We start from the raw sequence: 12,658 nt of genomic DNA, 5'->3' as shown, positions 1-12,658 counted from the left end.
AGGGAAGATCTCCTGGAGTTGGATAAGCACGATGTCTTGTCGGCATAACGGGTGTATTCAAACGTCATGGCGATTCCGATCGGCAGGAGCCCGGCATGTGGACGGCTATTGCCCGTACGAGCCTTCTGATAATCAAGATTCGCTTATGTACCGGACTCTGATCTTATAGGAACCAGGAATTCTATGAAGCTGATCGTTGTGACCCCGGCTGGCCGCGAGAAATATCTTCGCCTGCTTGCCCACCATGTTCTGAAGAGCCCTGATGTGCACGAGTGGCACCTGTGGGATAATTGTCGCAACGAAGCGGACCGCGCCTACCTGCAGCGATTGGCCGCTTCCGATCCACGTTGCCGGATCAAAAAACTTCCGCATGCCAATGGCACCTTCAATGTCATCGGTGATTTCTATCGTTTCTGCGATGATGCCGAGGCTTTCTACCTGCGTCTTGATGACGATGTCGTTTTTGTTGAGGACGGATTCTTCGGGCGGTTCATGACAAGGGTCATGGCCGAAAGGGGATCGGCCATCTGGTACGCGCCTTTGATCATCAACAATGCGATCTGCAATTCAATGATCAAGCAGCTTTCCGGGGTCAGAATAGACGGCCCGCTCACCTGCCAGGCGTCGTGCGAATTCTCTTGGGCCCACGCCAGCTTTCCACAGGCGCTTCATCCGGTCTTTGTCGAAGCCGTCCGGACCAATCGGCTTGGTGACTTCCGCGTGCCGGACCGCGAGATCAGGCTGTCGCGTTTTTCGATCAATGCAATCGGGTTTTTCGGATCGGACATTGTCAGTCTGGGGGACGCCTTCCATCCGCCGTCTGGCGATGAGGAAGAGTGGTTGTCGGCAACGTTGCCGGCAAAGCTGGATAGGCCAGGCAAGATTTTTGGTGACCTGGTCGTCGCGCATTTCAGCTTCTATACACAGGAACGTCAGCTGCTGCGCACCAACATTCTCGAAGGTTATTATGAGATTGCCGGCCTGGCTCCCCCCATTTACGAGAAGCCTCCAGTCGGCTGGAGGGAGCGGCTGAGGCAATGGAGGAGACGCCGAAGGGGATCGGCGCCACCACGATATACAATCTCGCTTCCGGCACCCATCTCCGAGTGACGCACGGGCTCCGGCCCGTTCATTGTAGCGAGAGGTCGAAGCGGACGAAGTCGCTGTCGCCCTCACGGCAGAGATCGTCTGCTTCATGCTGCCGTCAGCGAGATCAACCCGCGCATCGGCGGCATCGCGGCGTTATGCTGCGGCAGGTTTCGTTTTCAAAAAAGATATTGACTGTACGTTTAGTTATAATCTAGCTTCGCCGATAATGAGTTGGCCAGCCGGCATGTGCCGGGTGAATGGCTGCGAAGAGGGGAATATCCTGACAGCCATTCGGCCCGTTGTTTGGGCGAACGGCGTCACCCGGTTCTTTTCATCGGCAGGAATGGACCTGAGGCGGCGACGCTGCGGGTCCCAACAATGGGAGCAACTCGCATGAACTGGAAACTGACCGCTGCGGCCGTCGGGCTGTCGCTGTTCGCCGCAACAGGCGTCGCCCGCGCCGACGGCGAACTCAACATCTACACCTGGGGCAATTATACCAGTCCGGACCTGATCAAGAAGTTCGAGGAGACCTACAAGATCAAGGTCACCGTGACCGACTACGACTCCAATGACACCGCGTTAGCCAAGGTCCGCCAGGGCGCTTCCGGCTATGACATCGTCGTGCCTTCCGCCAGCGTCGTGCCGATCTGGATCAGCGAAGGCCTGCTGCTGGAAACCGATCCCAACACGATGGAGAATTTCAAGAATGTCGATCCGCGATGGGTCGACGTTCCCTTCGATCCGGGCCGCAAATACACCGTTCCCTGGCAGTGGGGCACGACAGGCATTTCGGTGAACAAGTCAGTTTATTCAGGCGACCCGAACACGTCTGCGCTGTTCCTCGACCCACCGCCCGAGCTTGTCGGCAAGATCAATGTCGTCCCCGAAATGGGGGACATCATGTTCCTCGCAATCGCTTATGAAGGCGGAAAATACTGCACCAACGACATGCAGGTGCTGAAGAAGGTGCATGACAAGCTGGTCGAGGCAAAGGCGAAATGGCTCTCACTCGACTACGCGGCTGTCGACGGCCTGGGCAGGGGCGACATCGCCGCCGGCGTCGACTGGAATGGCATATCGCTGCGCGAGCGGCTGCAGAACGACAAGATCGTCTACGGCTATCCGAAGGAAGGTTTTCCGATCTGGATGGACAATGTCGCCGTCCTCAAGGATGCCAAGAATGTCGACAATGCCAAGCTCTTCCAGAACTTCATCATGGACCCGAAAAACGCCGCGATGATTTCGGCTTTCGCCCGCTATTCGAACGGGATCAAGGGCTCGGAAGCCTTTATGCCCGAGGATATGAAGAACGCACCCGAGGTGAATATTCCGGCCGAATTCGCCGCCAAGGGCCAGTTCATGCCGGCCTGCCCACCGGATGTGCAGGCGCTTTACACGAAGATCTGGACCGACCTCCAGAAGTAGCGCCACCAGCCGAACCCAAAAAAAGCCACCGGGCCGCGATGCGCGGTCCGGTCACCCCTTCATGCCTAGTGCGGTCACGTGATCGCGGGAGATTTTCGATGTCCGATCTCGACCTTTGCTACATGCCGGCAAGCGAGGCGCTGCGGCTGTTCAAGGCGAAGAAACTCTCGCCCGTCGAACTGATGCGGGCCACCATCAGCCGCGCCGAGGCCACGAAGTCGGCGATCAACTGCTTCACCTTCACGCATTTCGAGGAGGCGATGAAGCTGGCCGCGAAGGCGGAGGCGAGATACGCCAAGGGTGCCAGAACCGGCGCGCTCGAAGGCCTGCCGATCGGCATCAAGGACGAGAGCTACATCAAGGGCAAGCCGACGTCGCATGGCTCGCTGCTGTCCAGGGATGCCATAAGCGGCCACACCTCGACGATGAACGAGCGCATCATCAAGGCCGGTGGCATCGTCCATGCGCGCACGGCGACGCCCGAGTTCAGCTGCGCCGGTTATACCTGGTCGAAACGATGGGGCGTAACGCGCAACCCCTGGAACCGCGACTTCACGCCGGGTGGCTCGTCGGGAGGTTCGGCGGCAACGCTGGCGTCGGGCACATCGTCGATCGCCACCGGCTCCGACATTGCCGGATCGATCCGCATTCCGGCTTCAGCCTGCGGCCTAGTCGGCTACAAGCCGCCCTATGGGCGCAACCCGGACGAGCCGCCCTTCAACCTCGACTTCTACTGCCACACCGGCCCGCTGGCGCGGAACGTCAGGGATGCGATCCTACTGCAGAATGTCATGGCGGGGCCGAGCCCGCTCGACATCGCCACGCTTCGCCCCAAGCTGCGCCTGCCGCTCGACTACAAGCCAATCAAGGGCTGGAAGATTGCGTTCTCGATGGACCTGGGCTCTTTCGAGGTCGATGCCGACGTCCGCAGCAACATGCTTGCCGCTTGCGAAGTGTTCCGCTCGCTCGGGGCGACGGTCGAGGAAGTCGATCTTGGCTGGGATGACGGGGTGCTCAAGGCAGGAATGGCCTATCTGGAGCATCTTTTCGGCGCTTCGCTGTCGCAACTGCTTGTCGAGCACGGCAGCGACATGACCAGCTATGCCAAGCGGTTTGCCGAAGATGGGCAAAAGTCCAAGGCCGCCGACTTCGTCGCGACATTGGATGTGGCTGCACAGATGTATCAGACGCTGGGTCCGCTGCTGGAAACCTACGATGTGCTGATCTGCCCGACGAACGCGCTTCCCGCGGTGCCGGCGGAGTTCGACCAGACCACGGGAACCGTCGAGATCAACGGCAAAGAGGTGAACCCGTCGCTGGGCTGGGTGATGACGACGCCGTTCAACATGCTGAGCCGCTGTCCGGTGCTTTCCATGCCTTCGGGCCGGGCGGCGAGCGGCGTGCCGACGGGCTTCCAGATCGTCGGCCGCACCTATAGCGATGCCGATGTCTTCCGGGCGGCGATGGCCTATGAAACGGCGCAGGGGCAATGGTACACAAACGCCGGGACGCGCCCATCGCTTTGACAGGCGGTGCAAGAGAAGTGGATGAAGATGGTGCAACGCAAGGCAACGGCAAAAGGCGCGGCCGAGAAGGCCAAGGGCAGGGCGTCGGCCGCGCCCAAGGACCGGCGCCGGGAGCGCGGCGAAGCCAGCGTGCAGCGCATCATCGATGCCACCATCGATCTCATCGGGGAGGAGGGGCTGGCGAGCGTCACCATGCAGCGCATCGCCGAGCATGTCGGCTCGTCCAACGCCCTCGTGGTTTTCCATTTTCGCAGCAAGGAGAACCTGTTCCGGGCCGTCCTGCAGTATCTCAGCGATCAATATGACGCGCTTTGGCTCAACCTGGTGCGGGCACCCGGCCTGTCGCCGGTCGAAAGGCTGCTCGGCGCGGTCGGCTGTGCGCAGCACTTCGCCAGGCAGCATCCGAAATGGGTGTCGGTCTTCGTTGCGTTCTCCAGCGACCGCAAGAGCATGCAGATCTACAATGAAATCGGCCTGCCCAGCGATCTCGCCTACACCGCCGAAGCGCGCGAATTGCTGGTCGAGATTTCGCGCGGTGGCGGTTACGCCGGCGTCGACATAGACACGCTGTCGGAGAGCCTGAATTACCTCGTTCACGGAGCGTGGTACTGGGATCACCTCAACCCGGCTGGCCGCGACACCGACGTCGTGCGCAAGACCATGCTGCTGCTGCTGCACCAGGCCTTTCCACGGCACTTTGAAATGATGCGCTAGCCGTTTCTCAGGGGCTCTGCCGCAGATGGCAGCCGGCCTGCCGCTTCCCTGCAAGATACTCGTCGATCAACTGGCGGTAGCGCACCTTGCCGAAGCTCGGGAAATGGCCGCCATGTACGACCGAGACGTCGAGATCGCGGATGGCGAGCAGCGTCGCCATGTAGTCTGGTATATCCGAGTGGTAGACATCGTCGATCAGCAGGCCGTCATAGATGATGTCGCCGGACAGCAGGATGCCGGTCTTCTTCTCGGACAGCGCAATGCCGCCCGGCGAGTGGCCTGGCGTGTGGACGACCTCGAAGGCGCGGTCGCCGAGATCGATGATGTCGCCATGCGCGAGCAGACGGTCGGCCGGCGCTGGCTGGATGCGGTAGCGCGCTGTTTCCCAGCCTTTCGGCTGGCGATCGAACATGTCGTCGGTCGCATAGGTGCCGGCGGCGGTCCATTCGTTGCGAGGATCGGCTAGGATTGCCGCTTCGGCCGAATGCACGCAGCGATCGGGGAACTCATGGTGGCAGCCGATGTGGTCGAAATGCGTGTGGCTGGCAACGCAGGTCAGCTTGCGCTCGCTCACCAGAGGCACTTGCGTGCGCAGACTGAAATGGCCGAGACCACTGTCGAACAGGAGATCGCGGTCGCGGCCGCGTACATGCCACATATTGCAGCGGAAGAACGGCTTGATCCAGGGCTCGTGGATCAGTGTGATGCCGTCCGACATGCGGATCGTCTCGTACCAGTCCGGTGCGTCGATGACCGCAAGCAAGCCCATGTTCAATCCGTCAAAAGGATGATCTGGTCGGTATCGCATGAAACGGCCACGGTGTCGCCCGGCCGGACAGTGGCGGTAGCGGGCAGCTTGGCGACGAATTGCAAGGAGGGCTCTTCGACGGACGTCGCAAGCACGCGCTTGAAACTGCCCTGGAAGACGACGTCGCTCACTTCCGCCTTGCCGAGCTTCGTGCCAGCCGAGGCTGTGCCCAGCACAAGGTGCTCAGGCCGTATGGCCAATGCCGCCGCCGACCCCAACGGCAAGGCACTAGGCAGCAACACCGATCCGACCGGCGTCGCGACGGTGCTCGTCCTGTCCCTGGTCTCCACGACCGTGCCGGCGAGGATAGTGCTCTCGCCCATGAAGGTCGCGGAAAAGCGCGTCGCCGGCCTGGCATAGACGGGCTCGGCCGGCCCTTCGTCCTCGATGCGGCCGTCATTCATCACCACGCAATGGTCGGCCAGCGCCATCGCTTCTTCCTGGTCGTGGGTGACATGGATGAAGGCGGTGCCGACGCGCTTCTGGATCGCCTTCAATTCGTCCTGCATCTGGCGGCGCAGTTTGAGGTCCAGCGCACCGAGCAACGAGATATTTACATTAGATTTTGTGCAGATAAAATATTCTTCTATTGAGTAACTTATTCTCTTCAAAAGACCATCTGGACGGTTGTTGGCAGCCACAACCGCGGCGGCTTTGGCCTATCAGTCGATGACGGGGGACGATGAAGCCTCGCTACAGTCGCGGATATTCACATTTTCGGGGCCTGTTGGCGGTGTCGCTCTGGGCGCCAATCGCATTCTGCAAGCCGCTTTCACGGCCACTTACCCCGGTATCTATGCGCAGTCGCCGAGTCGGCGCTGACCGCCATTAAGAACGATCTAAATTCGGTTGACCCGGGTCAAGGGGTCGATGGATCGAGACGATCGCCGCGCAGGCCGAAGTGTCGATCGGCACCATCTACAATTACTACCAGAACAAGGGCGACATCCTGGGTGCCATCGTCTCGATGGAGGTCAATGAGGTGCTCAATGCCGGGCGCGGCGTGGTCGCCAGGCCGCCGGCCAATGTCGGCGACGCGCTGGACACGCTGATCGGCATCTATATCGAGCACTCGCTGCACTATCTCAGCAAGGAGATGTGGCGGCAGGCGATGGCGATCTCGACGCAATTGCCCGACAGCCCGTTCGGCCAGGCTTATACCGGCGTCGACCGCTCGCTCACCGAACAGATCCGCGCGCTGATCACCCGGCTACAGGAAATTGGCCTGGTGCGGCAGGATATCGACGGCGCGGCGCTCGGCGAACTGATCTTCAACAACATGAACATGATGTTCATCGAATTCGTGAAGCGCGACGAGGCGAAGATACCGGAGTTGACGGCTGCGATACGGAGGCAGAACAGTATACTGGTGGCGGCGATTGGGGTGTGGGAGTCAGGAGCAGGCAGGAGAGGTCGTCGCTTCGGTATCAGACATCGTCTTACGCGAGGCTCAGCTCTTGAGTTGAGTTTGAAATCTGGTACAACTTAGAGGGGCATAAAAAGAGGGAGGGGTAAATGGGGGCATTTTCCATCTGGCATTGGGCGATCGTGCTGCTGTTGATCGGCGTGCCTGTTTTCTTTGCTGTTCGATCAGCCGCGAAGCCGTCACAGAATCCTGAGGCTCTTGTGGGCTTCGGCGGCTGGCTGATGCTGCTGGCTATCGGTCAGACATTGTCACCGCTGCGCACACTCGCCGACTTCGCCAAGTCGGCCGACGGTTACCAGCAACTCATGACCCTGCCGAACGGCTCCCTAGCTGTGTATGGCGAGGTTGCCCTCAATCTCGCATTTCTGGCGCTTCAGCTGGTTGTGCTGATTTCAATGCTGCGGCGAAGCCGCCGCTTCCCGCAATTGTTTCTGCTTCAGTGGCTTGCGATCCCTGTCGTTTTTGTCCTGGATACGATCTGGATTTCGTCAATTCTGGGCGTTCCGGTCAACCAGATGCTCGCAGGCGACGCGCTGGCGGCACCGATAGCTTCGTTTGTCGTGACCGGCATCTGGGCTGCTTACGTCTACAAGTCTGTGAGGGTGAGGAATACGTTCACCAGGACGAACGTGGCGGCCCAAATCGCGAGCGCTTCGTAGAGGGTGGTGGCGCTCGTAGTCGCTCTACGCCGGGATTTCGGAGGACACTCCTGCGTCTACGGGCTTGGGGTGGCCTGCCACCCGGAGCTCGAAGAGCGAAGGGTGGTGCCCCCGGACGGAATCGAACCGCCGACCTTCGGTTTACAAAACCGCTGCTCTACCAGCTGAGCTACAAGGGCACGGCGCTTCGGTTAGCATATTTGGTGCGCCAGTAAAGACAAAACTCCATTTTTGGCTCCGTCGTGGTGCATGGCGCCATGGCCCATGCTGAAATCCGTAAACGCGCTTCCTACATGAGGACGAGGGTGCAATCGCTTCGGACTGGAGTGTCGCATGATCAGGCTTGTCATCATTCTCCCTATCGTCGTCCTGGCATGGATGCTGCTGGTGAAGCTCATCAGCGATGTGAAGAAGGCCAATGTCGACTGGACTGGAGTCACCACCATCATCGGCTTCATCGCACTCGCCTTCTGGCTTCGCCATATCACCGGCATGGGCTAAGCCCGTGGTGAGTAATCCGTAGTGGTCATGGCGCGAACCGGTACTGCCTGCTCACTACGCGCCAGCCGTGTTTTAAAAAAATCTCCGGATCTGTCGAACCTTTCGCCGCGGTGCGCCGACTGATCTTCAGAGGCGAATGGTCGCCTCGATCAAAAGATCCAGGAGCTCATCATGTTCAAGCGCAGTTTCGTTTCAGGTCTCGTCGCCATCTTCGTTGCCACCGGAGCGCTCGCCGTCACCGTCCAGTCTTCGTCGGCTCATGGCATGCATCACCATCATGATCATTACGACGACTACGTCGACTACCAGGATTACCCGGACTACCCGGACTACCCGGACTACTGGTGGGTCTATGGCCATCACCATCATCACCACCACCACATCATCGTCTACTGAGTGCGGCCTGGCCGCGTTGAAGAAACCGGTCCAGGAAAGGGCGGCTTCGGCCGCCCTTTTTGCATTGACTCGGCCTCCCTGTCGCCGTCACCGACGATGACCTGATTGGCGAAAGGTACCTGAAGCGCACGGGCCTGGTTCATCAACGACGGCGAGGGCGCCGAGCCATTCAGGCTGCCGTTATCTGCCTCTTCGAAAATCTCTCGAAAAAATCAAAACCCGTCGAACCTTTTTCAATGCCGCTGCGACAGATGATCAAGAGGCGGATGGATCGCCTCTGTCAACGAAGCAAGGAGATCATCATGTTCAAGCGCACACTCGTTTCCGGTCTTATCGCCTCCACCGTCGCCGCCACCGCTTTGGTCGGCACCGTCCAGCCCTCGGCTGCTCACTCGCATCATCACGACCTTGGCATCGGCATAGCCGCCGGCGTTGGCGGTTTCGTCCTTGGCAGCCTTCTCGCTCAGCAGCAGCCGCCGCGCGCTGTCTATGTCGACGAGGATGGCGGTTCATGGCACGTTCGCCGCTGCTTCGAGCGCTACGCGAGCTACGATCCGGACTCAGACACCTATATCGGCCATGACGGCTACAGCCACTACTGCCGACTCTGAGGACCTACGACAGGAAAGTGGACCAACGACAGGAAAGAGGGGTTGCGAGGCAGCCCCTCTTCCTCGTGTGAAGACCGCCTGTCTAAAGGTCCGTTTTCGGCTCGAGGATTGGCAAACCGGCCGCGCGGCAGGAGCCACCAATTTGAAGCCGGGCAGCCTCCGTCTCGTCGCCCATCGCGACCAATTCAAAGCTGCTTGCGGCTTCCGGGTAGACCTTGGCGATGAATGGCTTGTCGCCGCCATGGACGCCGGACGAGGTCTTGGCGCTGACGATGCCGCAAACCACGATCTCCTGGCGGCCATCAAGCGTTCGCTCGCCGGCGAGCATGGTCCCGAACCTGGCGGAGACCGGATCCGGCAGGCGTTGGCGGACACCTGTCGTGATAATCTCCTCCAGCGCGAGTGAGATCGGAATGGGATTGACCCGTTGGTCGCGGGTATCAGGTCGTGGTGTCGCCACACATCCGCAAAGCGAAGCTGCAAGCAGAAGCTGGACCATTTTCCTCATGCGCGCCCTTTCGCATGCATTCGGGCGCCCAGGCAAGGCGGCCAAGTCCCATATGGCGTGGGCCATGTAGGACTGGCGATCGTGGTCGATTCTTTCGACATGGCGGCTGCAAAACAGGCGCTTCGTGATTAGCTGACCGTCACGCCGCCTATCATCCTGGTTACCTCGGCCGCGGCGTCGCGCACCAGCGGGCCGATCTCGGCCAGTCGCTCCGGCGTGACCCGGACCGTCGGCCCGGAAACGGAAACGCCGCCGATCGGCTCGCCATATTCATTGAAGATGGCGGCGGCGACACAACGCATGCCGGGGTGACGCTCCTCGTCGTCGACCGACCAGCCGCGATGCTTAATAACAGCCAGATCGTGCGCGAGGGCGGCGATGTCGGAAAGCGTCCTGTCCGTATAGCGCTGCAGGCCCGCCTTGTGCAGGATGGCTCCGACGCGCTCCGGTTCGAGATGCGCCAGCACCGCCTTGCCGATACCCGAGGCATGGAACGGGCTGCGCGTGCCAGGCCGGAAGAAGGCGCGGATCGCCTGGTGGGTCTCGACCTGGCTGACGAAGACCACGCAGTCGTCCTCGGCCACGCCGAGATTGGCGGTCTCGCCGGTCTTCTCCATCAGTTCCTGCATGACGATGCGGGCACGGTCGACCAGCTTGCGGCGGCGCAGGAACGCCGCGCCCATGCGGTAGGTCTCGACACCGATCGACCAGAGCTGGTCCGCTGTATCGAACTCCACCATGCCGTGGTTTTCGAGTGTCGTCAGCATGCGGTAGGCGGTGGAGGCAGCGAGCCCGCTTTGCGCCGATATCTCGCTCAACGACAGGCCGCTGCCTTCCGCGACAATGGCCAGGATGCGCAAGGCACGGTCGAGCGACTGCACCGAGGCAGCTTCGGCCGGACCATTGAAGGAGCGCGGGCGCCCACGTTGACGTTTTTCACTCGTTTCCATGACCGGCATTCTCGGCCGTTTCTCCCAAAGTGCAATGAAAAAGTTTTTCATGAAATTCCGGAAGCAAATCTTGGAAAAGGGAAAAGCGAGCAAAATCAGTCGATAGCCGCCGTTCTCTAGAAATGAAAAAATATTCTGAAAAAATTGAAAAATTACGGGGCCGGTGACATCCTTGGCCATCCAACAATCATTCGTGGAGGCAGGAAATGGCCAGGATGCGCGCTGTCGATGCCGCTGTTCTCGTTCTCGAAAAGGAAGGCATTTCCTGCGCCTTCGGCGTGCCGGGCGCGGCGATCAATCCGCTATACTCGGCGCTGAAGGCGAGGGGCACCATCCGCCATGTCCTTGCCCGCCACGTCGAGGGAGCCTCGCATATGGCCGAAGGCTATACCCGGGCCAAGGCAGGCAATATCGGTCTCTGCATCGGCACTTCGGGGCCGGCCGGCACCGACATGATCACCGGGCTCTATTCGGCGGCGGCCGATTCCATTCCGATCCTGTGCATCACCGGACAGGCGCCGCGCGCACGCCTCAACAAGGAGGATTTCCAGGCCGTCGACATCGCCGCCATCGCTGCGCCCGTTGCCAAATGGGCGGTGACCGTGATGGAGCCCTATCTGGTGCCGATGGCGCTGCAGAAGGCGTTCCATTTGATGCGCTCGTCGCGGCCAGGTCCGGTGCTGATCGACCTGCCGGTCGACGTCCAACTGGCCGAGATCGAGTTCGACATCGATGCGTATGAGCCGCTGGCGCCTTTCAAGCCGGCGATGACACGCGCCCAGGCAGAAAAGGCACTGGCGATGCTCAATGCGGCCGAGAAGCCGCTGATCGTGGCCGGCGGCGGCGTCATCAATGCCGACGCGTCGGACCTGTTGATCGAATTTGCCGAGATCACGGGCGTTCCGGTTATCCCGACGCTGATGGGCTGGGGCGCTATCCCCGACGACCACCGGCTGATGGCCGGCATGTGCGGGCTGCAGACCTCGCACCGCTACGGCAATGCGACGATGCTGGAAGCCGATTTCGTCTTCGGCATTGGCAACCGCTGGGCCAACCGCCACACGGGCTCGGTGGACGTCTATACCAAGGACAAGAAATTCATTCATGTCGACATCGAGCCGACGCAGATCGGCCGCGTCTTCGCGCCTGATCTCGGCGTCGTCTCCGATGCCGGTGCTGCGCTGAAGATGCTGCTCGACGTCGCCACCGAATGGAAGACGGCGGGCAAGCTGCGCGACTGGTCGGGCTGGGCCAAGGAATGCCAGGGCCGCAAGAAGACGATGAAGCGCAAGACCCATTTCGAACAGGTCCCGCTGAAGCCGCAGCGTGTCTACGAGGAGATGAACAAGGCGTTTGGCCGCGACGTCACCTATGTCACCACGATCGGCCTGTCGCAGATCGCCGGCGCGCAGTTCCTGCATGTCTACAAGCCGCGCAACTGGATCAATTGCGGCCAGGCCGGCCCGCTCGGCTGGACCTTGCCGGCCGCACTCGGCGTGCGCGCCGCCGATCCAGACCGCACCATCGTGGCGCTGTCGGGCGATTATGATTTCCAGTTCATGATCGAGGAACTGGCGGTCGGCGCGCAGCACAAGCTGCCCTACATCCACGTCGTCGTGAACAACGCCTATCTCGGCCTGATCCGCCAGGCGCAGCGCGGCTTCTCGATGGACTATGAGGTCAGTCTCGCCTTCGAGAACATCAACCGCGCCGACGATCCAGAGGCCGGCTATGGCGTCGACCATGTCGCCGTCGCCGAGGCGATGGGCTGCAAGGCGGTCAGGGTGCGCAAGCCGGAGGAATTCGCCGGGGCCTTCAAGCAAGCGCAGCGGTTGATGAAGGAACACCAGGTTCCGGTCGTGCTCGAATTCATTCTCGAACGGGTCACGAACATCTCGATGGGCACCGAGATCGACAAGATCACCGAATTCGAGGACCTTGCCGAACATCAGGAAGACGCGCCGACCGCGATCGTGATGCTCGACTAATTTTGTTCGAGCATCTGATTGTCCCAAACCGGTTTCCACTTTTGGGTCCGATGC

At 60.6% G+C, this 12,658-nt stretch carries 13 protein-coding genes, 1 tRNA gene and 1 pseudogene; 10 read left to right on the top strand and 5 right to left on the bottom strand.

All coding sequences use genetic code 11. The annotated features are described in order from the left end of the window. Window positions 1-183: 183 nt before the first annotated feature. From C7I87_RS15070 to C7I87_RS15055, 4 genes are all read left to right on the top strand, one after another. Window positions 184-1,110: a hypothetical protein gene (locus C7I87_RS15070; RefSeq protein ID WP_149904957.1), complete on the top strand. Its 927-nt coding sequence runs from the start codon at window positions 184-186 to the stop codon at window positions 1,108-1,110. A 372-nt stretch (window positions 1,111-1,482) separates the two neighbouring features. After that, complete coding sequence (locus tag C7I87_RS15065; protein ID WP_149904956.1) at window positions 1,483-2,517, top strand: extracellular solute-binding protein; 1,035 nt, start codon at window positions 1,483-1,485, stop codon at window positions 2,515-2,517. 98 nt (window positions 2,518-2,615) lie between these two features. Continuing rightward, entirely contained in the window at window positions 2,616-4,043 is a 1,428-nt protein-coding gene (locus C7I87_RS15060) for an amidase (RefSeq protein WP_149904955.1), read from the top strand. Between the two features lie 21 nt (window positions 4,044-4,064). Beyond that, window positions 4,065-4,757: a TetR/AcrR family transcriptional regulator gene (locus C7I87_RS15055; RefSeq protein WP_246696287.1), complete on the top strand. Its 693-nt coding sequence runs from the start codon at window positions 4,065-4,067 to the stop codon at window positions 4,755-4,757. Window positions 4,758-4,764: 7 nt separating this feature from the next. Here C7I87_RS15055 and C7I87_RS15050 read toward each other — a convergent pair whose 3' ends face one another. Further along, window positions 4,765-5,526: an MBL fold metallo-hydrolase gene (locus tag C7I87_RS15050; protein WP_149904954.1), complete on the bottom strand. Its 762-nt coding sequence runs from the start codon at window positions 5,524-5,526 to the stop codon at window positions 4,765-4,767. 2 nt (window positions 5,527-5,528) lie between these two features. Beyond that, window positions 5,529-6,107 (bottom strand): annotated as a pseudogene (locus tag C7I87_RS15045) (ABC transporter ATP-binding protein); the annotation flags it as partial. A 359-nt stretch (window positions 6,108-6,466) separates the two neighbouring features. Between C7I87_RS15045 and C7I87_RS15040 the strand changes: the two are divergent. Then, window positions 6,467-7,054: a TetR/AcrR family transcriptional regulator gene (locus C7I87_RS15040; RefSeq protein ID WP_246696285.1), complete on the top strand. Its 588-nt coding sequence runs from the start codon at window positions 6,467-6,469 to the stop codon at window positions 7,052-7,054. A 26-nt stretch (window positions 7,055-7,080) separates the two neighbouring features. Continuing rightward, the gene (locus tag C7I87_RS15035) at window positions 7,081-7,650 is read left to right on the top strand and encodes a DUF2569 family protein (protein ID WP_149904953.1); all 570 of its coding nucleotides are present in this window, start codon (window positions 7,081-7,083) and stop codon (window positions 7,648-7,650) included. 103 nt (window positions 7,651-7,753) lie between these two features. Here the strand turns inward: C7I87_RS15035 and C7I87_RS15030 are convergent. Next, window positions 7,754-7,829 (bottom strand) — tRNA-Thr (locus C7I87_RS15030). A 154-nt stretch (window positions 7,830-7,983) separates the two neighbouring features. Between C7I87_RS15030 and C7I87_RS15025 the strand changes: the two genes are divergently transcribed. The 3 genes from C7I87_RS15025 to C7I87_RS15015 all read left to right on the top strand — a co-directional run bounded on the left by C7I87_RS15025 (window position 7,984) and on the right by C7I87_RS15015 (window position 9,158). Then, window positions 7,984-8,151: a hypothetical protein gene (locus tag C7I87_RS15025; RefSeq protein ID WP_149904952.1), complete on the top strand. Its 168-nt coding sequence runs from the start codon at window positions 7,984-7,986 to the stop codon at window positions 8,149-8,151. A gap of 171 nt (window positions 8,152-8,322) precedes the next feature. After that, complete coding sequence (locus C7I87_RS15020) at window positions 8,323-8,547, top strand: hypothetical protein (protein WP_149904951.1); 225 nt, start codon at window positions 8,323-8,325, stop codon at window positions 8,545-8,547. A 302-nt stretch (window positions 8,548-8,849) separates the two neighbouring features. Continuing rightward, complete coding sequence (locus tag C7I87_RS15015; protein ID WP_149904950.1) at window positions 8,850-9,158, top strand: BA14K family protein; 309 nt, start codon at window positions 8,850-8,852, stop codon at window positions 9,156-9,158. 82 nt (window positions 9,159-9,240) lie between these two features. Here C7I87_RS15015 and C7I87_RS15010 read toward each other — a convergent pair whose 3' ends face one another. Both C7I87_RS15010 and bhcR read right to left on the bottom strand, forming a co-directional pair. After that, window positions 9,241-9,666, bottom strand: a complete 426-nt coding sequence (locus tag C7I87_RS15010; RefSeq protein ID WP_149904949.1) for a hypothetical protein — start codon at window positions 9,664-9,666, stop codon at window positions 9,241-9,243. Between the two features lie 128 nt (window positions 9,667-9,794). Next, a complete protein-coding gene (gene bhcR / locus C7I87_RS15005) occupies window positions 9,795-10,616 on the bottom strand; it encodes an HTH-type transcriptional regulator BhcR (RefSeq protein WP_149904948.1) in 822 nt (273 codons plus the stop codon). 206 nt (window positions 10,617-10,822) lie between these two features. Here bhcR and gcl point away from each other — a divergent pair, with 206 nt between their 5' ends. Beyond that, entirely contained in the window at window positions 10,823-12,604 is a 1,782-nt protein-coding gene (gene gcl / locus C7I87_RS15000) for a glyoxylate carboligase (protein WP_149904947.1), read from the top strand. Window positions 12,605-12,658: the final 54 nt, after the last annotated feature.

The sequence above is a fragment of the Mesorhizobium sp. SARCC-RB16n genome (assembly GCF_008520305.1).
Taxonomy (GTDB): Bacteria; Pseudomonadota; Alphaproteobacteria; order Rhizobiales; family Rhizobiaceae; genus Mesorhizobium.
This window is presented reverse-complemented; position numbering and strand designations above follow the sequence as displayed.

Excerpts from the sequence above, each read along its gene's own strand:
- C7I87_RS15015 (WP_149904950.1), top strand. The coding sequence starts at position 8,850 with ATGTTCAAGCGCACACTCGTTTCCGGTCTTATCGCCTCCACCGTCGCC.
- C7I87_RS15020 (WP_149904951.1), top strand. The coding sequence starts at position 8,323 with ATGTTCAAGCGCAGTTTCGTTTCAGGTCTCGTCGCCATCTTCGTTGCC.
- C7I87_RS15035 (WP_149904953.1), top strand. The coding sequence starts at position 7,081 with ATGGGGGCATTTTCCATCTGGCATTGGGCGATCGTGCTGCTGTTGATC.
- C7I87_RS15050 (WP_149904954.1), bottom strand. The coding sequence starts at position 5,526 with ATGGGCTTGCTTGCGGTCATCGACGCACCGGACTGGTACGAGACGATC.
- C7I87_RS15070 (WP_149904957.1), top strand. The coding sequence starts at position 184 with ATGAAGCTGATCGTTGTGACCCCGGCTGGCCGCGAGAAATATCTTCGC.
- C7I87_RS15055 (WP_246696287.1), top strand. The coding sequence starts at position 4,065 with ATGAAGATGGTGCAACGCAAGGCAACGGCAAAAGGCGCGGCCGAGAAG.
- C7I87_RS15060 (WP_149904955.1), top strand. The coding sequence starts at position 2,616 with ATGTCCGATCTCGACCTTTGCTACATGCCGGCAAGCGAGGCGCTGCGG.
- C7I87_RS15065 (WP_149904956.1), top strand. The coding sequence starts at position 1,483 with ATGAACTGGAAACTGACCGCTGCGGCCGTCGGGCTGTCGCTGTTCGCC.
- gcl (WP_149904947.1), top strand. The coding sequence starts at position 10,823 with ATGGCCAGGATGCGCGCTGTCGATGCCGCTGTTCTCGTTCTCGAAAAG.
- C7I87_RS15010 (WP_149904949.1), bottom strand. The coding sequence starts at position 9,666 with ATGAGGAAAATGGTCCAGCTTCTGCTTGCAGCTTCGCTTTGCGGATGT.
- bhcR (WP_149904948.1), bottom strand. The coding sequence starts at position 10,616 with ATGGAAACGAGTGAAAAACGTCAACGTGGGCGCCCGCGCTCCTTCAAT.
- C7I87_RS15025 (WP_149904952.1), top strand. The coding sequence starts at position 7,984 with ATGATCAGGCTTGTCATCATTCTCCCTATCGTCGTCCTGGCATGGATG.